At 37.4% G+C, this 25,682-nt stretch carries 25 protein-coding genes and 1 tRNA gene; 18 read left to right on the forward strand and 8 right to left on the reverse strand.

What is annotated here, in order from left to right:
• The first annotated feature begins 72 nt into the window (after positions 1-72).
• The 6 genes from V3565_RS03540 to mnhG are packed head-to-tail and all read left to right on the forward strand — an operon-like array spanning position 73 to position 6,106.
• The gene (locus V3565_RS03540; RefSeq protein WP_455477840.1) at positions 73-2,994 is read left to right on the forward strand and encodes a monovalent cation/H+ antiporter subunit A; all 2,922 of its coding nucleotides are present in this window, start codon (positions 73-75) and stop codon (positions 2,992-2,994) included.
• Positions 2,994-3,335, forward strand: a complete 342-nt coding sequence (locus V3565_RS03545) for a Na+/H+ antiporter subunit C (RefSeq protein ID WP_455477841.1) — start codon at positions 2,994-2,996, stop codon at positions 3,333-3,335. Before V3565_RS03540 ends, V3565_RS03545 begins: the two co-directional genes overlap by 1 nt.
• Entirely contained in the window at positions 3,335-4,957 is a 1,623-nt protein-coding gene (locus V3565_RS03550; RefSeq protein ID WP_455477842.1) for a monovalent cation/H+ antiporter subunit D, read from the forward strand. Before V3565_RS03545 ends, V3565_RS03550 begins: the two co-directional genes overlap by 1 nt.
• A complete protein-coding gene (locus tag V3565_RS03555) occupies positions 4,954-5,436 on the forward strand; it encodes a Na+/H+ antiporter subunit E (RefSeq protein WP_455477843.1) in 483 nt (160 codons plus the stop codon). The genes V3565_RS03550 and V3565_RS03555 overlap by 4 nt, the downstream gene beginning before the upstream one ends.
• Entirely contained in the window at positions 5,436-5,717 is a 282-nt protein-coding gene (locus tag V3565_RS03560) for a K+/H+ antiporter subunit F (protein WP_455477844.1), read from the forward strand. The genes V3565_RS03555 and V3565_RS03560 overlap by 1 nt, the downstream gene beginning before the upstream one ends.
• Positions 5,714-6,106 (forward strand): monovalent cation/H(+) antiporter subunit G, encoded by a 393-nt coding sequence (mnhG, locus tag V3565_RS03565; RefSeq protein WP_455477845.1) that lies wholly within the window; start codon positions 5,714-5,716, stop codon positions 6,104-6,106. Before V3565_RS03560 ends, mnhG begins: the two co-directional genes overlap by 4 nt.
• A gap of 29 nt (positions 6,107-6,135) precedes the next feature.
• Here mnhG and V3565_RS03570 read toward each other — a convergent pair whose 3' ends face one another.
• From V3565_RS03570 to V3565_RS03585, 4 genes are all read right to left on the reverse strand, one after another.
• Positions 6,136-6,528 (reverse strand): MliC family protein, encoded by a 393-nt coding sequence (locus V3565_RS03570; RefSeq protein ID WP_455477846.1) that lies wholly within the window; start codon positions 6,526-6,528, stop codon positions 6,136-6,138.
• An 18-nt stretch (positions 6,529-6,546) separates the two neighbouring features.
• Positions 6,547-6,942: an MliC family protein gene (locus V3565_RS03575; RefSeq protein ID WP_455477847.1), complete on the reverse strand. Its 396-nt coding sequence runs from the start codon at positions 6,940-6,942 to the stop codon at positions 6,547-6,549.
• Positions 6,943-7,361: 419 nt separating this feature from the next.
• Entirely contained in the window at positions 7,362-8,495 is a 1,134-nt protein-coding gene (gene aroB / locus V3565_RS03580; RefSeq protein WP_455477848.1) for a 3-dehydroquinate synthase, read from the reverse strand.
• Positions 8,485-9,102 (reverse strand): shikimate kinase, encoded by a 618-nt coding sequence (locus V3565_RS03585; protein WP_455477849.1) that lies wholly within the window; start codon positions 9,100-9,102, stop codon positions 8,485-8,487. The genes aroB and V3565_RS03585 overlap by 11 nt, the downstream gene beginning before the upstream one ends.
• A gap of 257 nt (positions 9,103-9,359) precedes the next feature.
• On the opposite strand from V3565_RS03585, the gene V3565_RS03590 reads away from it, so the two are divergent.
• The 3 genes from V3565_RS03590 to V3565_RS03600 all read left to right on the forward strand — a co-directional run bounded on the left by V3565_RS03590 (position 9,360) and on the right by V3565_RS03600 (position 12,125).
• Positions 9,360-10,298, forward strand: coding sequence for a site-specific tyrosine recombinase XerD (locus V3565_RS03590; RefSeq protein ID WP_455477850.1), 939 nt, complete (start codon positions 9,360-9,362; stop codon positions 10,296-10,298).
• 84 nt (positions 10,299-10,382) lie between these two features.
• On the forward strand, positions 10,383-11,339 hold the full coding sequence (locus tag V3565_RS03595; protein ID WP_455477851.1) for an acetyl-CoA carboxylase carboxyltransferase subunit alpha: 957 nt from the start codon (positions 10,383-10,385) through the stop codon (positions 11,337-11,339).
• Positions 11,340-11,378: 39 nt separating this feature from the next.
• Positions 11,379-12,125 (forward strand): L,D-transpeptidase family protein, encoded by a 747-nt coding sequence (locus V3565_RS03600; RefSeq protein ID WP_455477852.1) that lies wholly within the window; start codon positions 11,379-11,381, stop codon positions 12,123-12,125.
• A 628-nt stretch (positions 12,126-12,753) separates the two neighbouring features.
• On the opposite strand, the gene V3565_RS03605 is transcribed toward V3565_RS03600, so the two are convergent.
• The 3 genes from V3565_RS03605 to V3565_RS03615 all read right to left on the reverse strand — a co-directional run bounded on the left by V3565_RS03605 (position 12,754) and on the right by V3565_RS03615 (position 15,444).
• Positions 12,754-13,857, reverse strand: coding sequence for a D-alanyl-D-alanine carboxypeptidase family protein (locus V3565_RS03605; protein ID WP_455477853.1), 1,104 nt, complete (start codon positions 13,855-13,857; stop codon positions 12,754-12,756).
• Between the two features lie 103 nt (positions 13,858-13,960).
• Positions 13,961-14,749: a lysophospholipid acyltransferase family protein gene (locus V3565_RS03610; RefSeq protein WP_455477854.1), complete on the reverse strand. Its 789-nt coding sequence runs from the start codon at positions 14,747-14,749 to the stop codon at positions 13,961-13,963.
• A gap of 620 nt (positions 14,750-15,369) precedes the next feature.
• Positions 15,370-15,444, reverse strand: a tRNA-Gly gene (locus V3565_RS03615).
• A 197-nt stretch (positions 15,445-15,641) separates the two neighbouring features.
• Here V3565_RS03615 and V3565_RS03620 point away from each other — a divergent pair.
• From V3565_RS03620 to V3565_RS03645, 6 genes are all read left to right on the forward strand, one after another.
• Entirely contained in the window at positions 15,642-16,607 is a 966-nt protein-coding gene (locus V3565_RS03620; RefSeq protein ID WP_455477855.1) for an ABC transporter substrate-binding protein, read from the forward strand.
• 54 nt (positions 16,608-16,661) lie between these two features.
• Positions 16,662-17,558 (forward strand): ABC transporter permease, encoded by an 897-nt coding sequence (locus V3565_RS03625; RefSeq protein ID WP_455477856.1) that lies wholly within the window; start codon positions 16,662-16,664, stop codon positions 17,556-17,558.
• On the forward strand, positions 17,551-18,345 hold the full coding sequence (locus V3565_RS03630) for an ABC transporter ATP-binding protein (protein ID WP_455477857.1): 795 nt from the start codon (positions 17,551-17,553) through the stop codon (positions 18,343-18,345). Before V3565_RS03625 ends, V3565_RS03630 begins: the two co-directional genes overlap by 8 nt.
• A 4-nt stretch (positions 18,346-18,349) precedes the next feature.
• Entirely contained in the window at positions 18,350-19,393 is a 1,044-nt protein-coding gene (gene holA / locus V3565_RS03635) for a DNA polymerase III subunit delta (protein ID WP_455477858.1), read from the forward strand.
• Between the two features lie 313 nt (positions 19,394-19,706).
• Positions 19,707-20,639 (forward strand): prephenate/arogenate dehydrogenase family protein, encoded by a 933-nt coding sequence (locus tag V3565_RS03640; RefSeq protein ID WP_455477859.1) that lies wholly within the window; start codon positions 19,707-19,709, stop codon positions 20,637-20,639.
• A 160-nt stretch (positions 20,640-20,799) separates the two neighbouring features.
• On the forward strand, positions 20,800-21,639 hold the full coding sequence (locus V3565_RS03645) for a YihY/virulence factor BrkB family protein (RefSeq protein WP_455477860.1): 840 nt from the start codon (positions 20,800-20,802) through the stop codon (positions 21,637-21,639).
• 327 nt (positions 21,640-21,966) lie between these two features.
• Here the strand turns inward: V3565_RS03645 and V3565_RS03650 are convergent, their stop codons facing one another.
• On the reverse strand, positions 21,967-22,665 hold the full coding sequence (locus V3565_RS03650) for a TlpA family protein disulfide reductase (protein ID WP_455477861.1): 699 nt from the start codon (positions 22,663-22,665) through the stop codon (positions 21,967-21,969).
• Positions 22,666-22,696: 31 nt separating this feature from the next.
• Here V3565_RS03650 and argH point away from each other — a divergent pair, with 31 nt between their 5' ends.
• From argH to lysA, 3 genes are all read left to right on the forward strand, one after another.
• Positions 22,697-24,097 carry an argininosuccinate lyase gene (argH, locus tag V3565_RS03655; protein ID WP_455477862.1) on the forward strand — a complete coding sequence of 467 codons (1,401 nt, stop codon included), beginning with the start codon at positions 22,697-22,699 and terminating at the stop codon, positions 24,095-24,097.
• A 61-nt stretch (positions 24,098-24,158) separates the two neighbouring features.
• Positions 24,159-24,338, forward strand: coding sequence for a hypothetical protein (locus V3565_RS03660; RefSeq protein ID WP_455477863.1), 180 nt, complete (start codon positions 24,159-24,161; stop codon positions 24,336-24,338).
• Positions 24,339-24,346: 8 nt separating this feature from the next.
• Positions 24,347-25,621 carry a diaminopimelate decarboxylase gene (gene lysA / locus V3565_RS03665; RefSeq protein ID WP_455477864.1) on the forward strand — a complete coding sequence of 425 codons (1,275 nt, stop codon included), beginning with the start codon at positions 24,347-24,349 and terminating at the stop codon, positions 25,619-25,621.
• Positions 25,622-25,682: the final 61 nt, after the last annotated feature.

A 25,682-nucleotide genomic window follows, 5' to 3' on the forward strand; every position in this document is an offset into this window, starting at 1 on the left:
GCGATGTAGTTTTTCGTTTTCTCTTTTTATTTGCTATCATAAAAATATGCAAAAAAGCTTGGAGTGTAGGGAATGACAAAATGGGAAGCTATGTTAATATCGTTAGTCTTGCTTCCTTTTTGTGGCAGCATAACCATTGGTTTTTTTCGTTCAACTGCTAAAAATAATGAAGCGTGGTTTGCTGGATTTATCGCATTTGTCAGTTTCCTTTTTACGATGATGCTTTATCCTGCAGTCAATAAAAGCCACACGATACGTTTGGATATTTTTTGGCTTCCAGAGTGGGGAGTTAATTTAATTCTCCGTATAGATGGTTTATCGTGGCTTTTTTGCTTGCTTATTACAGGGATTGGGCTGCTCGTTGTTGTCTATGCGCGTTATTACATGGATCCAGCAGATTTTGTACCGAGGTTTTTTTCCTTTTTTCTCGCCTTTATGGGATCGATGACAGGAATAGTTTTATCAGGTAATCTCATATTTTTGATTGTTTTTTGGGAGCTAACCAGTATTTTTTCTTTTTTATTGATAGGCTATTGGTACCATAATGCAAGTGCGCGTGATGGTGCACGTATGGCTTTAATAACCACAAGTTTTGGCGGTTTTGCTCTTTTTATTGGGGTTTTACTGATTGGTTACATTGTCGGTAGTTTTGATTTGGATAAGGTATTGCAGTCTGGGGATCTGATCCGGTCAAGTTCCCTTTATAATTTTGTCCTTATTTGTATTTTATTGGGAGGATTAACAAAAAGTGCGCAGTTTCCTTTTCATTTTTGGCTACCCAACGCGATGGCTGCTCCAACACCTGTATCATCTTATTTGCATTCTGCAACAATGGTGAAAGCAGGATTGTTTTTACTTGTGCGTTTATGGCCAGTTTTATCTGGAACAGAGTCTTGGTTTTGGTTGATTGGCTTTTCCGGCCTTTCCACACTGCTTCTTGGTGCTTATTTTTCCATGTTTCAGCAAGACTTAAAAGGACTTCTTGCTTATTCAACTATTAGTCATCTTGGGTTGATTACTACGCTTTTAAGTTTTGGTAGCCCACTTGCATGCGTTGCAGCCATTTTTCATATGGCCAATCATGCTACGTTTAAAGCTTCTTTGTTTATGGCAGCGGGCATCATTAATCACGAAACAGGAACTCGTGATATGCGTAAGCTTACGGGACTTTTTCGCTCTATGCCTATTACCGCTACTCTCGCTTTAGTGGCGAGTGCAGCGATGGCTGGTGTTCCTTTGCTGAATGGTTTTTTATCGAAGGAGATGTTTTTTTCTGAAGCAGTTGAAACGCATATGGAATCATGGCTGGATTGGATTGTGCCTTATGTAGCAACATTAGCTAGCTTATTCAGTGTAACTTATTCGGTACGTTTTATTCATGGTATATTTTTAGGACCAAAGCCTGTTGATTTACCTAAAATACCACATGAACCACCACGTTTTATGCGTCTTCCGATGGAACTTTTAGTGTTTATTTGTTTGGCAGTCGGTATTTTTCCTAATTTAACAATAGGATCTATTTTGGATAGTGCTGTCATATCTGTTTTAGGATTAACGGCGCCTTCTTATAGTTTAGCTGTTTGGCATGGGTTTAATACTCCTTTAATAATGAGTTTGGTCGCTTTATCAGGGGGCGTATTACTTTATGCCATAGGGCATCGTTACTTTTTATCCTGTGATGATGGGCCCCCTTTTTTTCGTCATTTGAAAGGAACACGTATTTTTGAAAGAATTCTCGTGATCATTTCTTGGAAATGGGCACGTACAGCAGAATCTTTGTTGTCAACACGCCGTTTGCAAACGCAATTACACTGTCTTTTTTTAGTGTGTTTCGCATTTGTTGGTTTCGTACTTTGGCATGATGGTTTAGTCTCAGCTGGTTCTTTGCCACTTTTTCCGCTTGATCTGCCTTTTCTCATTCTTTGGTTAGTTGGTGGATTATGTGCACTTTTGGTTGCTTGGAAAGCAAAATTTCACCGTTTTGCATCACTAATGTTATTAGGGGGTGCTGGTTTGATGACTTGCGCAACCTTTTTATGGCTTTCTGCGCCTGATTTGGCAATAACACAATTGGTTGTTGAAGTTGTGACAGCAGTTTTGTTACTGCTTGGTTTGCGGTGGTTGCCTCAACGTTTGCATGATTCTTCTCCAACATCTGTTGGCTTTTTAGTACGCTTGCGTCGTATGCGTGATTTTATCATAGCATTTATCGGAGGTACTAGTATAGGATTGCTATCCTTCGTGGTGATGACACGGCCTCAAGGCGAAACAATTTCCGATTTTTTCCTAACTCATGCCTATTCTGGTGCAGGTGGTCGTAATGTTGTGAATGTATTGTTAGTTGATTTTCGTGGTTTTGATACAATGGGAGAAAGTGTCGTTTTAGGTGTTGTGTCACTTACTGTCTTTGCTCTTTTACGGCGGTTTCGCCCTGCTCCTGAAAGCATTGATGCTCCTTTTCAGCAACGTATTCAAAGAGCTTTTGATACGGCACAGCCTGATCGAAATGTAGGGGATACCGTATCGGATTATTTAGCTATTCCTTCTGTTATTATGTGTTGGCTTTTTCCAGTTATTATTGCTTTTGCTATTTATTTATTTATGCGAGGTCATGATCTTCCAGGAGGTGGATTTGCTGGTGGTGTGACTCTAGCGATAGGGTTTATTTTGCAATATTTGGCTCGTGATATTCGTTGGGTAGAAAGTCGATTGAAGATTTTGCCTTTGCGTTGGATAGGATTTGGATTATTGTTATCAGTAGCAACGGGCTTGGGCTCTTGTTTCTTTGGGTATCCTTTTTTGACATCCTTTTTTCAATATATTCACTTTCCATTGGTTGGAAATATTCCTATTGCATCTGCTTTTTTATTTGATTTTGGCGTATTTTCTTTGGTGTTGGGAGCAACTGTTCTCATTTTAATCGCACTTGCACATCAATCAATTCGTAGTTATCGAATCGGTAAGAGGCCTAGTAAAAAAGAGAAGGGAAACTAATGGAAATTGTTCTTTCTTTGGGTATTGGTATTCTTATTGGATCAGGCATTTGGCTTCTTTTACGTCCACGTACTTTTCAGGTTATTCTCGGTTTGTCTTTGATCTCCTATGGTGTCAATCTTTTTATGTTTTCGATGAGTAGACCGCGCAGCAATGCTGCACCGATTGTTGATCCATCTACCGTGATCAATCCGGCTAATTATGTTGATCCTTTCCCACAAACTTTAGTTTTGACAGCTATTGTAATTGGTTTTGCAACAACGGCTTTGTTCTTGGTTATCCTTTTAGTTTCACGCGGTTTAACAGGGTCAGATCACGTTGATGGACGTGAGGTGCAGTAATGGAAGGATGGATGCATCATCTTATTATTTTACCTATTCTTTTACCACTAATTACTGGGGCACTTCTGCTCTTCTGTGATGAGCGTCGTTCAAAACTTAAATCATTTATTAGCATTTCCTCTGCGGGATTGTTGATTGTTATTTCTATTTTATTGATTATACGTACTATTGAAGTGGCACCAGCTTCTGATGTTTATCGGTTTGGTAATTGGCCCTCTCCTTATGGAATTATTTTAGTTCTTGATTGCTTAAGCGCTATGATGCTTTTACTTTCAAGTTTGTTGATAACTGCTGCACTAGTTTTTGCGCAGGCTTATTGGCATAAGGCTGGTGCTCATTTTCAATCATTGATGCAATTTTTTATGGTGGGGATTAACGGTGCTTTCTTAACGGGTGATCTCTTTAACTTATTTGTGTTTTTTGAAGTTATGCTAACGGCTTCTTATGGGCTTGCTTTGCATGGTTCTGGTCAAGCACGCATACGTGCAGGGTTGCATTATGTGGCAGTTAATCTTGTTGCTTCGTCATTTTTCCTAATCGGTACTGCACTTATTTATGGAATTGTTGGTACCCTCAACATGGCTGACCTAGCTATCAAAATAAAGCATATAGCTTCTACGGATATTGTTTTATTTGAAATAGGTGTTGTGCTTTTGGGTATTGCTTTTTTACTTAAAGCTGGCATGTGGCCGCTTAATTTTTGGTTAATACCAACTTATAGTGCAGCAGCAGCGCCTGTTGGGGCTTCTTTCGTTATTTTGAGCAAGGTAGGTGTTTATGTTATTTTGCGTTTAGTGCTGTTATGGTTTGGTTCTGGAAGCGGATATTTTAGCCATTTTGGTCATACGGTTTTATTTTATGGTGGGATTGCTACTATGACTTTTGGTTTTATTGGTGTTCTCGCTAGCCAGATTTTGGTGCGTTTAGCAGCTTACAGCATTCTTGTATCTTCTGGTACATTGTTGACAGTAATTGGTATGGGCAATGCCGCATTAACTGCAGGTGCGTTATTTTATATTGTTTCTTCAACTTTAGCTCTTGGAGCTTTTTTTCTTTTGGTGGAATTGGTTGAGCGTTGTCAAGATGTAGCTGCCAGTGTTTTGGCTGTTACTATGGAGGTATATGGTGACGATGAAGAAGAGGAAGAAGATGAAATTGGCTCTTATTTGCCTGTAACTTTGGCAATTCTTGGGGGCTGCTTCAGTATATGTGCTATTTTAATTATTGGGTTACCACCTTTTTCTGGTTTTGTTGCTAAATTTATGATGATCATGGCTATTTTAAATCACAGTAAAGAGAACCTTCATAACTCTATACCAATTTTACGTGATTGGATTTTTATAATTTTTTTCATCATTTCTGGTTTTGCAGCTTTGATTGCAATGACACGAATTGGTATACGCACTTTTTGGGTTTCTCTTGAAGGTAAAGTTCCTCGTGTGCAAATGATTGAATTTGCGCCTGTAGCAGTTCTTCTTGCTATATGTTTTCTTATGACAATTATGGCTGATCCTGTTATTCGTTATATGTCTAAAACTGTTAGGATTTTGCATGATCCTCAGCATTATATTGGAAGTGTTTTAACTGATTTTTCTCTTGAAAATATGGAGATTAAGCGATGAATTATTTTTATCCTTATCCCTTTTTTAGTAGTGTAATTATTTTTATGTGGCTAATTTTAAATGGCTTTAGTTTAGGCCAATTTCTTTTGGGGAGTATTATTGCTTTATTTTGTGGCTTGATGATGCGATTACTTGAGCCAGAAAAGATCATTATTAAAAATTGGAGTGCGGTTTTTCGTCTGATTTTTCGAGCCGGTATAGATTCTATCACTTCCAATATTTCAGTAGCCTGGTTTGTTTTAACAAAAAAATCTCAAAGACAACAGTCTGGTTTTGTTATAGTGCCTCTTGCGCTTGAGAGTCGCGCTGCTTTAGCGATTTTGGCGTGTATCTTGTCGGTAACTCCGGGAACCGTTTGGGTTACATATAATAGCAAAAATAGTGAACTTTTGATTCATGTATTAAATTTTAAAAATGAATATAATTATCAGCAGTTAATAAAACAACGGTATGAGCAATTACTTTTGGAGATTTTTTAATGAATATGATGATCCTTTATTGGGGGATTTTTATTTCGCAGAGTTTTTTAAGTATAGCGATGATTTTAGCGCTATTTCGGTTAATCCGTGGCCCAAGAGCGCAGGATAGGATCGTTGGTTTGGATTCTCTTTATATGATCACTGTTCTTTTGTTTCTTACATTTGATATTCGTTCAGGAACAACAATTTATTTTGTAACAGCCCTTATTATTGGGCTTTTAGGTTCTGTTTCAAGTATAGCTTTTGCAAAATTTTTAATGCGTGGAGAAATTATTGAATGAAGGATGATGTATCTCTTGTCGTTGCTATTGTTATTACCGTTTTTTTAATAGTTGGGTCTGGTCTTACACTGATTGGAACTATAGGGTTGGTGCGTCTTTCTAATTTTTATGAGCGTTTACATATGCCTTCAATGAGTGCGAGTTGGGGGGCGGGTAGCGTTCTCATTGCCTCATTTCTTTATTCAATATTTGTAGATCATCGTTTTATTTTTCATGAAATATTGATGATGCTATTTTTGCTTGTGACAGCACCAGTAGCTTCTATACTTTTGTCACAGGCAGCAGCTTATCGATACCATGCTGAAGATAAATCAGAAAAGTCACTGGCTCTTTTATCGTATCAGACAAAAAAAAGATCATCTGCATCAGAAGGAACAACACACGATTAGAGCCAATGGAATTTTGATGTGCAAGAATTTTATTTTTTATCCTTTTCTTCTACACAGCGAATAGGTTTATCTTCTTCTGGATCATTGATAAGATCGTAAAATATTGCTTCATTTTTACTCGTCCACCAAATATATTGATCTCCCGCGTATTTCGCTCCTGAGGCAGATATCACATTAGCGCCGACGATTCGTTTATCTTTCCATTTGAAATCAACTAATGAAATACTTCCGGCGTTTAGATAAGTTACTTCAACGTGCTCTTTACTTGTTCCTGTATCGCACTGATAGGCAACAGTCTGAGTTTCTGGTTTTGAATCATCTGGTACTTCAATGATTAAAGAACCAGCGAAGGCGCTGATTGAGCTGAAGAGCAATAAACTTAAGGCAGTAAAAAATCCTAAGATTGGTAAAGTTTTTTTCATAATATATCCTTAATTATTTTAGAAGAGCAGTGTCGATTCTTCTTTACAGTTGATAGGTTTTACTTGTTCTGGATCATTGATAAGATCGTAAAGTGTGGCTTCATTGTTTGCGTCCCACCAAATATACTGCTCTCCTACATATTTTGTTCCTGAGGAAGCGATCACATTAGCAGCAATAATACGCTCGCCTTTCCATTTGAGATCTACCAATGAAATACTTCCGGCGTTTAGATAAATTGCTTCAACACGCTGTTTACTCGTTCCATTATCGCACTGATAAGCAACAGTCTTTGTTGTTGGCTCTGGGCTATCTGGTACTTCAATGACTAAAGAGCCTGCAAAGACACTGATTGAGCTGAAGAGCAATAAACTTAAAGCAGCAAAAAATCCTAAGATTGGTAAAGTTTTTTTCATAATATTTCCTTATCATACATAAAGAATAACTCGATTAATGCGCGATGGTGTCCACGGCAGGATTCGAACCTGCGACCCCAGGATTCATACCACTTCGATTTTCATCGCCAGCTTTGCACAGGCTGTTCGTGGTCTGGACTGTCTCTTCACCCTAAAGCTTGTGCTTTTTAGGTGCTGCCCGTTCAGTCTCTACACCTTCCTCTTATTTTAAATAGAGGCTTGGCTCGGGATTGGCATATAGTATCCCATGAAGCTTTCCCCGAATTTGAGCAGATTCACTTTGAGGATTTCTCCTTAAGGTGCCCAATTTCTTTAGGAATCCTGTGCTCTATCCTACTGAGCTACGCAGACATAATCACACCATCACACCTCTTCCTTTAATAGAAGTATAAAAACGAATCAATTATATTCAATATAGATTAGCTAATTTTTGCTAATTTTTGTTTTAGAAAAGTTAGAACTGTATCTGGTGCAATATTTTTTGCGATAAATGATTGACCAAGTCCACGTGTTAAGATGAAGGTTAAACTGTTTTGTGAGATTTTTTTATCTTGAGCAATAAAAGTCATGAGTGCTTCGGCATTTGGCAGTTCACCTGGAATATCCTCTAATCGTGTGGGCAATCCTGCGGCTTTAAGGTGTGTTTCGACGCGTTGTACGAGTGTGGGATCAATTAAATTGAGTTGAGCGGAGAATTGATGAGATAAAATCATCCCTATTGCTACACTTTCTCCATGAATTAAACGGTTCGAGTCATAATCAGTTGCTGTTTCAAGCATATGTCCAAATGTATGGCCAAGGTTTAATAATGCACGTTCACCCGTTTCATATTCATCACGTGCTACAATGTCAGCTTTAAATTGGCATGCAAGGACAATGGCTTCTGTTCGTACTGGGTCATTAGAAAAAATTTTTTTCCTGTTTTTTTCAAGCCATTCAAAAAAATCAGGTTGGTTAATGAGTCCGTATTTGACCATTTCTGCATAGCCAGCACGAAATTCACGCAACGGAAGTGTATCAAGAATACAAGTATCAGTGATCACACATTGAGGTTGATAAAAAGAACCAATAAGATTTTTACCATATTGGCTATTGATTCCTGTTTTTCCACCAATAGAAGAGTCAATTTGTGCGAGAAGTGTTGTGGGGATTTGAATAAAATTCATCCCTCGGCGTATAATGCTTGCAGCAAAACCTCCTAGGTCACCAATAACACCACCACCAAACGCAATAACGCAATCGCCTCTTTCTAGGCGAGCAGCAAGAATTTTATCAATTACAGTTTGCAGAGTGGAAAATGATTTTGATTGCTCACCTGCTTCTACTATGATTGAAACAGTATGAATTTTATTTTTTGTTAATTCTGTTTGCAGTGTTTTTAAATGCAGAGAAGCGATATTTGTGTCTGTAATAATAGCCAAACGTGGTGGATAAAGATTTTTTTTGTCAAGAGAGTGCTTAATTTGCAGAGCAATTTGCGTAATCAAACCTGATCCAATTATTATATCATAACGGTGTTTATTTAGTTTAACAGTAACTATCTTAGTTTGCATGTTTGCTATTCCTATCATTGTTTTCTGCACACAAGTAGTTCTGTACAGACCGTATGACATTTTGTGCTATGGTGTAACGGCTTTCTTCACAACTGTTAACTGTTAAGTTTGCTTGTGCATAGATAGGATTGCGTTGTTCTATAAGTTTTTGCATGGTTTCTCTAGGATTTTCTGTTTGAAGTAGAGGTCGTGTTGGTCGCTGTGAAATACGTTTCATGAGGATATTAAGATCTGCTTTAAGCCATATAGATATACCATTTTCATGAATGGCTTTTCGGATATCTTCATTTATGTAGGCACCTCCACCTGTTGCTAAAACAAGGGGATTTTTTTTTATGAGGTTGAGAATAATATTTTGTTCAAGAGAACGAAATTCTGATTCACCATAAATTTTAAAGAGTTCAATAATTTTCATTTGTGCATATTTTTCAATTTCTTGGTCAGAATCATAAAAGGGCAAATCGAGCATGGTAGCAACGCGTCTTCCTATCGCTGATTTACCTGCTCCCATAAGACCTACAAGTACAAGTGCTCGTCTATTAAGAGACGATAAGAGCTGTTTCTTGATTTGTGTCATTGGAATACGTTTAGATTGATTGTTTCTCATGGTTTTATTTCGGCATTTATCGTGTTTAAAGTCAATTCCTGTTAATCTTTGTAAGGCATGATAGGAAAATAGAATGTTTTTTAGGTAGTTTATTGTCTCATGCCAACATTAACCAGATTTTTGATAGTTCTTTTCATTTTGCTTACTGTTCTTTTCAGTATAATGGTATCACTTGTGATTTATGTTGAACCGATAACAACAGATATGTTTATCTACGTTCCCTTGGATTCATTAAATTTTGCTCCGAAAGGAAATCTATGAAAGGTGATGTTATTATAGATCGTTTTCTCGAAATGATGAGTGCTGAGCGGGGTTCTTCTCCCCACACACTTGCAGCTTATCAGCATGATTTACAGTGGGCACAAAACAAACTATCTTCACGCTTTATTTCGCTTTTTTCAGCGCAAAAAGAAGATCTAATCGACCTATTATCGCTGATGCATACTATTGGTTTTGCTGCGTCTTCGCAAGTGCGTCGTTTATCAACTTTGCGCCAGTTTTATCAGTTTCTTTATGCAGAGGGGTTAAGGGAAGATGATCCGTCTGATGATATTGATACTCCTTTGCAAGGGCGTTCTTTGCCAAAAATCATAAGTGAAGATGCAGTAATAAAATTACTTGATTTTGTTCAGCTTGAAGTAAATCAAGCAGCCTACGGAGGTAAAAAATATTTCCATGCATTGCGTCTTCAAGTGTTGGTTGAAATGTTGTACGCGACAGGATTACGTATTAGCGAATTGGTTAGTCTCCCTGTTCAGGCTGTTCGAGGGAAGGAGTATGTTATTTTTGTTCGAGGTAAAGGTAAAAAAGAACGAATAGTGTTCTTATCAAAAAAGGCACACCAAGTTCTTTTACAGTGGTTAGTTTTGCGTGATCAGGGAAAGGATGTGGCTAGCCCCTATCTTTTTCCTGCTCGTTCAGAGACAGGATATATTGCGCGCCAGCTTGTTGCTCGGGAGTTGAAAAAGCTCGCGAAAAGAGCAGGAATAAAAAGTGATACCTTCTCTCCTCATGTTCTACGTCATGCTTTTGCAAGTCATCTTTTGCAAAATGGTGCTGATTTGCGCTCAGTTCAACATTTATTAGGTCACTCTGATATTTCTACTACTCAGATTTACACACATGTATTGGAAGCAGGACTTTATCGTTTGGTTAATGAACGTCATCCACTTGCTGATGAGCAGAAGGATGAGTAAAGAAAAGACAATGTTTCAAAAAATACTTTATAAAGCAGATTATAAATTATAAGTGTGTAAATTACATCAAATAAGTTGGATACAATGCATAATTATCTTGATTTTGAAAAACCAGTTGCTGATCTTGATGGACAGATTCTTGAACTAAAAAAGATTTCTCAAGAAAAAGACAGTCTTGATATGAGTGATGAGATTGCGCGTCTTGAAATGCGTTCTCGAACAGCATTACGCGACATTTACAAAAAATTATCACCATGGCAAAAAACACAGGTAGCTCGCCATCCTGATCGTCCTCATTTTATGGATTATTCCGCACGGTTATTGAGTGATGTTACACCTCTAGCTGGTGATCGAAAATTTGCTGAAGATGAGGCTATTCAAGCTGGTTTTGCACGCTTTAAAGGTGAAGCAGTCGCATATATAGGTCAAGAAAAGGGCTATGATACCCAAACGCGTTTACGCTATAATTTTGGCTCTGCACGTCCAGAAGGGTATCGTAAAGCTGCGCGTATAATGGAAATGGCTGATCGTTTTGGTTTGCCATTATTAACTTTTGTGGATACAGCCGGCGCGTATCCTGGTGTTAGTGCTGAAGAGCGCGGACAAGCAGAGGCGATTGCTCAATCAACAGCAGCTACTTTGCGTTTAAAAGTCCCTGTTGTTTCTGTCATTATTGGGGAAGGTGGTTCAGGGGGAGCTATAGCTATCGCTGCAGCTAATAAGGTTTATATGTTGGAGCATGCAATTTATTCCGTTATTTCACCAGAAGGGGCAGCTTCTATTTTATGGCGAGATCCTAGCCGTGCAAAAGATGCCGCAATGAATATGCGCATTACCGCTCAAGATTTGTATAAGCTAAAGATTATTGATGGCATTATTCCTGAACCTTTAGGAGGAGCGCATCGGAGCAAAGAGACCGTAATTGATGCTGCGGGTGATATTATTGCAACTGCGTTAAAATCTATGGCTGGAAAAGATGGTGTAACTATTAAACAAGAGCGCTGGGAAAAATACCTTCAAATTGGTCGGTCTTTAGCATAATCACTGTTTGTGAGGAATGATGAATTGGAGTTTTATTCTATGGTATTAAACCGATTTCTCGCGGTATGTATCTTATTTGCAATTGGATTCTTGGCGGGGTGTGAAGGAAGATTACCAGCTTCTATTCGAGCTAAAGTTGAGCAGTCGTTACCACAAACAATTAAAAATAGAATGGCTTTGCACAATATCGATAAATATGCACCGATTATGATGCGATTTTTTAAAGAAGAAAATGTTGCTGAAGTTTGGAAACAGAACAATAAAGGACTCTTTGTGTTGGTCGCTCATTATGGCATTTGCAAATGGTCAGGTCAGCTTGGTCCCAAATATAAGGAAGGAGATTTTCAAACACCAGAGGGTTTTTATACTATTCGCGCAAATCAGATGAACCCTTATTCAAAATATTATCTTTCCTTTAATATAGGTTTTCCTAACTTATATGATCAAGCGCATGGTCGTACTGGTCGTCATATTATGGTTCACGGTTCTTGCACTTCTGCAGGTTGTTATTCTATGAGTGATAAAAATATGGCACAGATTTATGCTTTTGCACGGGATGCTTTTAGAGGTGGACAAAGAGAATTTCAGTTACAAGCTTTTCCTTTTCGCATGACTGATACCAATATGGAGCGCCATCGTGATGATCCACACTACCAATTTTGGATGATGCTTAAAGAAGGCTATGATTTCTTTGAAGTAAATCGTAAGCCTCCAAGGGTTGATGTTTACGAAAAACGTTATGTTTTCAATTATAATACCGGTAAAATCTCAGCTTCTTTAGAATAGTGAGTGTAATTTTATCGTAAAATACAGATTTCTTGCTTATTCCATAACACTTTATTCTAATTGATATACTGAACTTAAAAATGGCTATAGGTAGTGTTCATTATTTTGAGTGTGGTTATAAGACGAACCGAGAATATTGTGGGGACAGCAAATTCTGTATTATGAAGATAATTTTGTTAACTAATGCCAATCGTTTTTGTATTTCAGGATAGCATGTAGGTGTAAACAGCATGCTTAATATATTACATGTTGCAACAACATGAGGTGGTGAATTTTGAATTAAAAAGGGCGGATTGAAAGAACTTGTAAAATTATGTGTGGGATTAGTTAGTTTGTTGTTATCAATGATAATATGATTTAATTATTGGTAGTGCTCCACATTAATAGCATCAATTAAATTTTTTAATGTATTGAGAATATTGTTTGCAAATTGCGGTATAAACAAAGAGTTGTGTGTTTTACGATTCCTGCTGTAATTTTTTCAACTGGGAGGTATTTAGTACTCGCTTTATTAAGTTCATTGATGAAAACAGAACTATTATCCAACAATGCAGTATTCATAGTATATTGTTGAGTAAAATTTTTTGCTAAAACCTAGAAGTGGTAGTCAGAATTATAAAATTGCGTATTAATTACGGCTTACTGCTTTTGTTCTAGATTGATTTGCTTGTGTTTTATGTGGAATGTAAGATTTTTTTAAGGGTTTTTCTTTCATTTTATGTACCTGCGGTGCGCTAATGAGTTTTACGGATAACGGAAAAATAGAAGAAGGTGCAGCCGTGATAAAAGGTGAAGTGAGTATAATATTTCCTTGATTATCATAGGATTGCGCGTGCATTTTGGCTGCTTCATTAGTACACATTCGTTGTTTCATATCAGTTGCTTGTGTCATTTTGGTGCCATATGGTTCTAATGTTGCCAATGTAAATTGTAGTGATCCTTGACGTAAAAAACCTGCCTCAAGCAGTTGAGCAGCTTTTTCTTCTCTTTCACTTATGCTGTTTGATCCTAAAATGACAGAAATAATCGTGCGTCGATTACGAGTTGCTGAAGCAACAAGATTGAAGCCAGAAGCACAGATAAAGCCCGTTTTCATGCCATCTATTCCATTAAAACGGCCAATAAGGTTGTTTGAGTTTCGCTGGATTTTTCGTTTATCACCAAAATCAATGGCTGGTATAGAAAAATAATGGGCATATTGAGGAAATTCTCGACGAATTTGAACTGCTAAAAGCGCAATATCACGTGCTGTGGAGTAATTTTGTGGATCTGGTAATCCACTTGCATTGGTAAAATGAGTTCCAAACATACCTAAACGTTGCACTTCAGCATTCATTTGTTGTACAAAGGCTTCTTGTGAACCGGCAATTGCTTCACTCATGGCGATAGCCAAATCATTAGTGGACTTAACTAGAGTAATACTTAAGGCTGTATCAAGCGTAAGAACAGAACCGGCTTTATATCCTGAACGATAGGACGGAGCTTTTGCGGCATATTCACTTATGGTTATATGTTTGTTGGGTGAGATTTTTCCCGTGCTCATAGCACGAAAAATGACATAGGCTGTCATTAGCTTTGTTAATGAAGCAGGGTACCAGCGTTCAAAGGCTTGGTTGTGTTCTAAGATGTGTCCAGTTGTAACATCAACAGAGATAAAGGGATGAGCCAAAGAAAATGTACTTGTTAAACTAATAGCAAAAGACAAAAATAGTTTATAAAATAATTGGTGCATTAGGTAGATCCGGATTTTTGTTCATAATTTAGAACTACCTTAATGTAGTGCGCAAATACTTTGAGTCCATACAATAGAGGATTGATGATTATATTGTATTAGTTCATTTTTCATAATAGCCAAGTTCTTGTAATCTTTTAATTGCAGAGGGAGGCATAGGAGGAGGAACAGAGTCTTGCGCTGCTAATAAAAGTAATTCATCACAGGCTTTTTCTGTTTTTTGTATGAGTGTATCTAAGAAATCACGTTTGTTTAAGCCAGCTTCAATGGGAGGAAGGATACGAACACGAATTGTTCCTGGGTAGCGACGAAAATTATTACGTGGCCAATATAAACCAGCATTGTGAGCAATGGGCACCACGGGAATTTTTAATTCATTGTAAAGAGCGATAATTCCTGGTTTATAATCTGGTTCTTGACCGGGTTGTTGGCGGGTTCCTTCCGGAAAGATTACAATTTGGCGTCCTTGTTTTACTTTTTGTTTTGCTTTTTGCACGATGGTTCTAAGTGCTTTTACAGGGGTTGTTCTATTGATTGGAATAATTTGTGTTTTTGCCATGTACCATCCGAAAAAGGGAATCCACGTCAGTTCGCGCTTAAGAATAAGAACGGGGTCGTCAAAATATGGTATAAGACTAAATGTTTCCCATGCAGACTGGTGTTTTGGAGCAATGATATAAGCGCCACTTGGTAAATTTTCTACGCCTTCAATTTCATAATTGGTGCCAGCAATATATTTTTGCAAAAATAATGTAATATGTGCCCACACTTTAGGTACAATCCATGCTTTTTTGCGTGGCATTAAAAAATAAAAAGGTGCACAAATGATCATTTGTACAAATGTTGCTGCATAAAAAGCGAATGTAAAAAAAAGAGAACGTAGGACAAGCACTGTATTTTTCCGTTTTGTATATGCACAAAGGAATTTATGTATAATGTAATTTACGTGAAAACCATATTTATTATATGCTTTCGAACATCTCAAAATATAAAGAAATATAAAAAATAAGTCCAATTATATTATAAATTGGCAGAGATAAACTTCTGATTTCAAGGTGTTATGATATTAATTAATATTCCTATTTTTATTAAGTTGGAATACAAGCAGGTAAGTTTTTAAGAGATTTACATTAATGTAGTCAGAATTATCGTGGTCGTTAATATTTACACAATTCTAACTTATTGCAAAGAATTTAGCTGATCGTTAGATTTGTTTTACTGTATCTAATTCGGTTATTAGAGAAAAGAGTCATGATACTTTCTTCAAGCCTTATGAGATTATAGTTCTGAAGTAATGATAATATTTGATTTTGATACCTAAAATCATAAAAACGAGCAAAAAATCACAATTTTTTAGCAAATAGGGTAGGGAGTCTTTGAAGACCTTTCGAGAACTTCTTAAAAGCACTTTGAAAAAAAATAAATTGATACAAAACTGAGTAGCACGCCACAGCTACAAGAGCCATAGTCAGATTACGCAGATTACAATGCATCTGGATTTCGTACAAACCTTGGAGCGGGCGATGGGATTCGAACCCACGACCCCAACCTTGGCAAGGTTGTGCTCTACCCCTGAGCTACACCCGCTCACATATCTGAAATGTATTTCACTTCAAACGTTGTCTGTATGGCGTAGGCTTTGCAGAATTGCAACAAAAAAATAACATTTCAACGTGAATTTATTTTTTCAATCTTAAACACAGTGGAAATAAAGATTGATTGTAAAGGTATTTTTTTATAGATTACCCTTTAACGATTGCTTATGAATGAGGAGGGGAGTAATTGTGTTAAAAGCAATAAGCTTATGCGTAGCTATTACGTCTATTTTTATAGTGAGTAGTTTTGCGACAGCCGCAGATAAAATTAAAGTAGCCATTACACAGATTATGGTACACCCTGCTGCAGATGCAGTGCGCAAAGGGGTGGAGGATGTGCTTGCAGAAAACGGCTATAAAGATAGTGAAAATTTCGAGCTCATTTTTTTATCAGCGCAGGGTAATATTTCTACGGCAACGCAAATTGCACGTAAGTTTGTTAGCGATAAACCTGATGTAATTGTCGCAATTAGTACGCCTTCAGCACAAACAGTATTCGCAGCAACAAGAACAATTCCTGTTGTTTTTGGTGCGATTTCTGATCCTATCGGAGCGAAAATAGTGCCTTCGCTTACTAAGCCTAGCGGCAATGTGACAGGCGTTGCTGATCGCATAGATGTTGCAGAAAGCCTTAAACTTTTGCAAGAAGTTAAACCAGATTTGAAAAAACTTGGTTACCTTTATAATACTTCTGAAGCTAATTCAGTTTCGACACTTAAAGTGCTTAAATATGAAGCGAATAAAGCGGGAATCGAAGTTATTCCTTCATCCGCACCTAAGTCTTCTGATGTGCAGGCGGCAACTCGGGCTTTAATTGGTAAGGTGGATATCATTTTTGTTCCTAGTGATAATACGATTCTTTCTGTTTTAGAGGGAGTTGCAAAAGTTACACAAGAGACAAATACTCCCTTATTTGCAGTTGATTCTAATAGTATTGGACGGGGGCCTTTTATGACACAGGGCGTAAGTTTTTATAAGGTAGGGGTTGAGACTGGAAAGTTGGTTGTGCGTATTCTAAAGGGTGAAAAGCCTGGAGATATTGATGTGGTGCAGGCAGCCAATCATGATATCGGAATTGATATGAAGGTAGCTAAAAAAGCTGGTATTGTCATTCCACAGGAAATTATTGAGCGTGCAGTAAAAATTCTTCCATAAGCTTCCATTGACAAGATTCAAAGTACTGAAGTTTTTAAAAAAGGTGATTTTGGAGTGAGTGTATTTGCATTTTCTGGTGCTGTAGAATTAGGTTTGATTTATGCATTTGTCGCTATTGGAGTTTATTTATCATTTCGTGTTTTAGATTTTCCTGATTTAACTGTTGATGGTTCATTTCTTCTTGGGGCTTGTGTCTGTGGTGTTTTGATTCTTTTGGATTTTAATGCATGGACAGCTATGGCATGCGCTTTTTGTGCAGGTATGGCAGCCGGTTTATTAACAGCTTTGCTGAATTTGCATTTTGGCATTTTAAATCTTTTGGCATCAATTTTAACGATGTCAGCGCTTTATACGATTAATCTTCGTGTTATGGGGATTATGGGAGGATCTAATGTCAATTTAGCACTGTCTGATACGGCTCTCACTCCTTTTTATAATCTATTAGGTCTACCTGATATATTTATACGTCCTCTTTTTATTGGTTTTGTGTTGATTATTGTAGCATTGTTAGTATGGCGCTTTTTGGAAAGTGAAATGGGTCTTGCTATGCGAGCAATGGGCGCCAATCCACGTATGGCTATTGCGCAGGGGGTTCACACGTCGGCGTTGATTTATTTTGGTATGGGTCTTTCAAATGCATGCGTTGCACTGGGAGGCTCCCTTTATATTCAAACAGCAATTGCTACCGATATTACGGGGGGAACTGGTACGATTGTTTTTGGGTTAGCTGCTGTTATTATTGGTGAAACTTTATTTCGTACGCGCAGTATTTTTTGGATTATTATCAGCTGTATTGTTGGATCTGTTTTTTACCGTGTTGCAATTCAGTTTGCGTTTGAGGCACGCGGAATTGGTGTTGATACGTCGACGGATCTGCAATTGATTACTGCAGTTTTGGTTGTTGCAACCCTTATTGTGCCACGCTATTTGGGGAGGCGTAAACATGATTGAGTTTTCTCATGTTGGGGTTACTTTTAAACCTCAAACGCCTTTAGAAAAGCAGGCATTAATTGATATTAACCTTAAAATTGATCGAGGCAGTTTTGTTACCATTATTGGTTCAAATGGTGCTGGTAAATCAACTTTGCTAAGTATTTTAGCTGGTGCACTGTTTCCTACGAAAGGAAAAGTGATCATCAATGGACAAGATATTTCTCGACAATCGATAAGTACGCGATCTGGGAAAGTTGCTTGTGTTTTCCAAGATTCATTATTGGGAAGTTGCGGTTCTTTAACAATTGAAGAAAATTTAGCTCTTGCAGCCCTTCGTGGGAGTCGTCGTGGTTTGCGTTCAGCTTTAAATCGTGAAAAACGGCTATTTTTCCGAGATAAAATTGCCCAATTAGGTCTTGGTCTTGAGGAGTGTATTCATAATCCAATGGACAGTTTATCAGGTGGGCAACGTCAAGCAGTTTGTTTGATTATGGCTACTTTAGCGCATGCAGATGTTTTATTGCTTGATGAGCATACTTCAGCATTGGATCCAGGAATGGCTGATTTTGTGATGCAGTTAACCGAAAAAATTATTGAAGAGAAAAAATTAACGACTATTATGGTTACACATTCGATGCGGCAAGCTCTTGATCATGGCGATCGCACGCTTATGTTGCATGGAGGAGAAGTAATTTTAGACGTGCGTCAAGAAGAACGTAAAGGGTTGAATGTGAGTGATCTAATAGGTATGTTTCAAAAAGTTCGTGGTGAAATACTTGATAATGATGAACTCTTGATAGGCTAATGTTTTGGTTCAGAAAAAAGCACATGAAGTTGATCAATTCTTAACATGTCTTTCACGTTCTTTTCCTATCGTCCTTATTTATGGCTCTGATCGTGGTCTTGTTCGCGAACGTGTACAGCGTTTTATTAAATTGACAAAGATAGCCGTAGATGATCCTTTTTCAACCGTTCGTTTGGATGCAGATGAGGTTGATAAAGATCCTGCACGATTAGGGGATGAGGTGCATACTTTATCACTTTTTGGTAAAGATCGTTTGGTATGGATTTTTAATGGCGCTAATCAAAAAAACTTTCTTGCAGCGCTGAAGCCTTTAATTAAGCAACCAGCAGAAACAAGTTTCATTTTAATTGAGGCAGGAGATCTAAAAAAGGGAACAGAGCTTCGTAATGCTATCGAAGCGGCATCGACAGCGGTAGCTTTACCCTGTTTTGCTGATGATATTCGTTCTCTTGATACGTTAATTGATACAGTTCTAAGCCATTTTAATATGACTGTTTCTTTAGATGCACGCAAGTGGTTGGTACATCATTTGGGAGGAGATCGTCTTGTTTCACGTGGTGAACTGGAAAAGCTTTGTCTTTATACCTTAGGAAAAAAACATATTACTCTTGAAGATGTCAAAGCTGTGGTTGGTGATGTTAGTGCGCTTTCTCAAGATCAGGTAATTGATGCTGTTTTACTAGGAGATGTGGTAGGGTTTGAGGCATTTTTTAGTCGACATGCAGCTATGCAAAGCACACTTTTTTTTATTTTGAATACTGCGCAAAGGCAATTTCAGCAATTACAGCTTTTACGTTATCAGATAGATGTTGAAGGTAAAAGTGCTTTTGCAGCTATTTCTCACGCGCAACCACCGATTTTTTTTCAACGAAAAAAAACAGTTGAACGTGCTTTAAAATATTGGGGAATGGAACAAATTTCTTATGCAATGGAACAAATTCAACACGCAGTTTTAGATAGTCGTAAAAGTCCGCTTTTGGGTGAATCGATCATTCGTCAAGTTTTGTTGAGCCTAGCGATTATTGCGCAGCGTCAAATGGCTTCTTAAAATATTCAGCTGTGTTCACATCTGTTGTTTTGGATTAGAATATTGAAAGTTCCATTGTAGTCGTTCAAATATTCGAGAAAAATGGGGTAATTGTAGAATTACCGTATTATTTTTATAAAAAAATCGTACTAATTGTTGCAGACACGAGATATTTCTTGGTGTTAATCTACGATTTCTAGAAAGATTTAAGTGAAGAGATAATCCCATTAATCTATATAAGCTTGCTTGTGATAAGACCTATAATTTTTGCGTAGGCTGAATTAGGAAATAATCGTGGTCTTATTGTTGTTGAAAAGATTTTTAAAGGTAAAAAATGTTTCGTATTCGGTTTGAAAAAATAGCACTGATTGGAATCGGTTTAATTGGTTCTTCTTTAGCTAGGATTATAAAAAAAGAAAATCTTGCGAATCAGATTTCGATCGCTACGCGTAGTTCAGAAACACTAAAAAGAGCTAGTGAATTAGAGCTTGGGGATTTTTATACAACCAATAATGCACAAGCTGTAGAAGAAGCAGATTTAGTTATTATTTCTGTTCCTGTTGGAGCTAGTGCAGAGGTGGCGAAAACCATTCGTGATCATTTAAAGTCTGGAGCAATTGTGAGTGATGTTGGCTCTACGAAGGCTTTAGTTATTGCAGAAATGGCTTCTTTATTGCCAAAATCGGTTCATTTTATCCCAGGGCATCCAATTGCTGGAACTGAATATTCTGGACCAGATGCTGGGTTTTCTGATTTGTTTCTGAACCGCTGGTGTATTTTAACCCCTTTTGCAGAGAATGATGCAACGGCTGTGGCAAAATTGACTGCTTTTTGGGAGGCCTGTGGTGCACGTGTTGAGAAAATGGATCCGAAGCATCATGATCTGGTTTTGGCTATAGTTTCACATTTGCCTCATTTGATTGCGTACAATATTGTTGAGACGGCGAGTGATTTGGAAAAGGTAACTAATTCAGAGGTGATTGCTTATTCAGCTTCAGGCTTTCGTGATTTTACCCGTTTAGCATCTTCTGATCCTGTTATGTGGCGGGATATTTGTTTGCACAATAAAGATGCTATTTTGGAAATGTTGAATCGTTTTAATGAAGGTCTTGCATCTCTAGAACGAGCTATCCTCCATGGAGATGGAGAAACTTTATTTAATTTTTTTACGCGCGCGCGCGCGGTTCGACGCAGTATTATTGCTGCTGGGCAGGAAATTGATGCGCCTGATTTTGGACGCTATGCAGTTCTTAAAGAAAATACATAAAAGCTATTACGCCTGTCTAATATTAGATAAAGAATAGAGCTTATTTGTGAATGCGCTTTACCTTTATTTTGTACAGCAAGCTCTTTATTTATCTAGCATAAATAATATTTTATAAAATACGAGTAATCTAAATAAATATGTTATATGAAAGTATTCAATTTTGATAGGAAACATATTTAGATACAGTTATCACATTTTTGTGGATGCGACGAGTCATTATTTTCGTGGACATGGAAATGTTTTCGCGAGTCATGTCGCACTTTCTGGGCTTTTGTCATTTTTTCCCTTCGTTATTTTTGGAACATCTCTTGCTGGTTTTTTAGGAGTTTTTACGTACACACCACAAAAGGTTGAATCGTTTATGCAATTATTGCCGGCTGCGATTGCAGAGCCTTTATCTCAGGAAATTATCAATGTTTTAACTATTCAGCGTGGGGGGATATTAACGTTGTCTGTTGTTGGAGCGGCTTATTTTGCTTCCAATGGAGTAGAAGCTTTACGGACAGCTCTCAATCATGCTTATCGCGTTGTTGATAATCGTAGTTTGTTTTTCTGTCGTTTTCAAAGTTTGCTTTTTGTAATCATTGGGGCGATGGGTTTTGCTGTGATCAGCTTTTTATTGGTTTTGGCACCCTTGCTGATTAGAATTATGCAACATCATTCTTTTTTCATGACTGAATACATTGGTATGATCTTTCTATGGCGTTATGTGCTTGCTATGATTGTTTTATTTATAGGCCTTTTTATTGTTCATAAATGGCTACCTGCAGGACATCGGAGATTTATAGATATTTTGCCAGGAATTGTCGTGACAATGTTTATTTGGTTTTTGGCTTCGGTCACTTTTTCTCAATATTTGTCAATGTTTAACTATGTTTCCACTTATGCGGGATTAGCTTCTATCATGGTTGCCATTATTTTTCTTTATATGTTGGGTGCGATTTTTATTTTTGGAGGTGAAATAAATGCGGCGATTATATTTTATCACAATCGTTTGTAATGCGTAGATGCATGAAAGGTTTTTTATTTATTGCAAATTAAGGAATAAATACAGAGAACCTCTATCACTTTATTTTTCATTGTTGATGCTATTATCATCAGTGATATATCTTAAATTACAGGAGTTATAAGAGCTATAGGGGACTATTTTCTACCAGCGGATCATATTTTTAATTCAAGCTTAATCTTTCAATTGTTGGTGGTATGTAGTCTAACAAAAAATTTATGAAAATAAAACCATGTAAATAGGTTTCGCCTTCTCTGTTATGGCGGCCTTTCTGTTTCTCTATTGGTAAGCATATAGTGTTTCAAAATGTGAAAGTACAAGCTATTGATTTTCTTCAATAATCGCTTTTATAAGAGCTTTTGCATCGTCATTAGCCCATGGAGCAGCACCATTGAAGGAAGCAATGAGATCGCCATTTTTATCGATCAAAAATGTTATTGGCAATCCTAGAGCCAGTCCTTGTCTTTTCATGTTCTTAAAAATATCCATCGTGTTATCACGGTAGTAGACCAAATTATCTGCATGAATATTGTGTAAAAATTGCTGAATTTTTTCGGTAGAAGCCATCTTATCAATGTTAATAGCTATTACATCAAAAGTATCTCCTCCCATTTCACGTTTTAATTGTGCTAATTCTGGCATTTCTGCACGACATGGTGCACACCAAATGGCCCACAAATTGATGAGAATTATTTTACCATTGAATTCGCTGAGTTTATGTTCTTTTTCATAGGCATCTTTGAAAGAAAGATGGTTCATATTATAGGGGATATCAGCAAAACGAGTATAAGTGAAGAAGCCTTTGGCTGCTTTCTTTATTACTGTCATTTTTTCTGATCGTGTTTTGTTGGTGTTCGTTTCTTGTGCTTGTGCTGTTGAAATGAAACTGGAAAAGAAAGACCATTTTTTATTATGATTGTTTGCTATTGCGCATAAACTTAAGGCAATGATAAAAGAAGCAATGAGAGGCTGTACTTTTCTAGTATTATTTTTAGAGTTGGTCAAAATGTGAGGAATCATAGTTTTGTCCTTTTAGTAGGTACTGTTGCATATGACAGATAAAAAATTAAAAAATCAAATGTGGGGCGGCAGGTTTACAGCAGAACCTGTTGCAATTATGGAAGAAATTAACGCCTCAATTGATTTTGATCAAAAACTTTATCGGCAAGATATTGAAGGTTCACTTTCTCATGCAGCGATGTTAGCGCAAACAAAGATAATTTCACAACAAGATTATGAAAAAATTATCTATGGTTTGAAACTTATTCGTCAAGAAATTGAAGATGGCACATTCACTTTTTCGCGAAAGCTTGAAGATATTCATATGAATATTGAAGCGCGGCTAAGTGAATTGATTGGTTCTGCTGCAGGGCGTTTACATACGGCGCGTTCGCGTAATGATCAAGTTGCTGTTGATTTTCGTTTATGGGTGCGCGAAGCAACGCAAAAAATAGCACAATCTTTGAAAGGATTGATAGAACAATTGCTTATTCAAGCCGAACAACATGCTGATACTTTTATGCCAGGCTTTACACATTTACAAACTGCACAACCAGTTACTTTTGGCCATCATATGATGGCTTATGTTGAAATGTTTGGTCGAGATTTATCTCGGATGCGTGATGCAGTTGAGCGGATGAATGAATCGCCTTTAGGAGCCGTAGCTTTAGCAGGAACAAGCTTTCCGATTGATCGTTTTATGACAGCAAAAGCACTGGGTTTTCGAGAACCAACACGTAATTCGATTGATAGTGTTTCAGATCGTGATTTTGCATTGGAATTTTTGAGTGCTTGTGCACTTTGTGCACTACATCTTTCACGTTTAGCGGAAGAAATTGTTCTTTGGTCGAGTGTACAATTTGATTTTATTCGTTTATCAGATGCGTTCTCAACTGGCTCATCTATTATGCCACAAAAGAGAAATCCCGATGCTGCGGAACTTGTTCGTGCCAAAATGGGACGATTAAATGGGGCATTGATTGGATTGTTAACGGTGATGAAAGGGTTACCCCTTGCATATTCAAAAGATATGCAAGAAGATAAAGAATATGTGTTCGATGGAGCTTTGAGTTTAGAATTATCATTAGCTGCCATGACAGGGATGATTGGTGATCTTGAAGTCAATAAAGAAACTATGAAACAAGCAGCTGATTCTGGTTATGCAACCGCAACTGATTTTGCTGATTGGCTTGTGCGTGAATTGGGACTTCCTTTCCGTGAAGCACATCATATTACTGGGCGTGCTGTGGCATTGGCAGAAAAAAAACAATGTGCTCTGAGTGATTTGTTGTTGGTCGAGCTTCAAGAAATATGCCCAGATATTACTGAGGCACTTTTTGATGTTTTAACAGTCGAAAAATCAGTGAAAAGTCGCAAAAGTTTTGGGGGTACCGCACCTTCAGAAGTGCTTTATCAAATTGCCTATTGGAAAAAACGCCTTGTTACTGCTTGAGTGATTTTATTGCAAATGCCAAAAAGGTACAGAGAAACATTAATAGGAAGGGAAAGGGCGTATGAAGGTCATTTTAAAGAACTTAAAAATTGTCCTTTTAGTGAGTACTATTATTATTGGATGTGGGCGTAAAGGGTCTTTAGAATTGCCTCCTTTAACAGAAGTTGATTCTTCGCAAGGAACATTTATTTCTCAAAATAAAGTAGATAAGCCTTTTATTCTCGACTGGTTGATACAATAAGGATTTTTATGCATTTTTTTTCTTATCATCAGGATGTTTTCTACGTTGAAGATCTTTCGCTTTTGGAAATTGCGCGGGATGTTAAAACACCTTTTTACTGTTATTCAGCCAATGCGCTTATTACACGTTTTAAGGATTATCAGAATGCATTTCGAGATATGCCGAGTTTGATTGCTTACGCAGTTAAGGCTAATTCTAATCAGGCAGTTTTACGGATTTTAGCAAACAATGGAGCAGGTGCTGATGTAGTCTCAGAGGGTGAATTACGGCGTGCGCTTGCTGCTGGTATTCCTGCTAATCGTATTGTTTATTCTGGTGTGGGCAAAATGGTTGCAGAGATAGATTTTGCTCTTGCGCACGATATTTATTGTTTTAATGTTGAATCAGAACCAGAACTTGAACAATTGTCGGCACGTGCCGTTGCACTTTCAAAAATAGCACATGTTTCCTTGCGTATTAATCCGAATGTAGATGCAAAGACCCATAAAAAAATTACAACAGGTAAGTCTGAGAATAAATTTGGTATTCCATTATCTTCGGCAGGAGATGCGTATAAAAAAGCGGCGCAATTACCTGGTCTTCATGTCTGTGGTATTGATATGCATATTGGTAGTCAAATTTGTGATTTAAAGCCATTTGAAGATGCATTTCTTATTGTCTCAGATTTTGTGCGTCAGTTGTGGAATGATGGTTATGCGATAACTCATGTTGATATTGGAGGTGGTCTTGGTATTCCTTATCACTATGGGAAATATCATGTGCCATCACCTTTTGATTATGCTGCATTGGTAAAGAAATATATTGAGCCCTTAGGAGTTAATATTATTGTAGAACCTGGGCGCAGTATTGTTGGTGAATCTGGTGTGTTGGTGACATCTGTTATATATTTGAAAAGAGGAAAGGAGCGGAATTTTGTTATTGTTGATGCAGCAATGAATGACTTTATTCGCCCAACACTTTATGATGCGTATCAAAATATCATACCTGTAAAGAAAACTCCAGAGGGTGCTCCGTTAATCAGTGTAGATGTTGTTGGTCCTGTTTGTGAAACCGGTGATTATTTAGGTTTGAATCGTTTTTTGCCAGTAGTGGAAGCAGGTGATCTTTTGGCAATTACAGAAGCGGGTGCTTATGGTGCGGTGATGGCGAGTGCTTATAATAGTCGGCTTTTGGTACCGGAAGTTTTGGTTCAAAATTCACGTTATGCAGTTATTCGTCCGCGTTCTAATTATGAACAATTGATTGGCTTAGATCATATTCCAGATTGGATTGAGAGTGGTTGAGTACAATGTATTTATTAAAATTCATTGCGGTAAATTTTTTTATAAAAATTGTTTTATATTA

It is taken from the genome of Bartonella sp. B10, assembly GCF_053794435.1.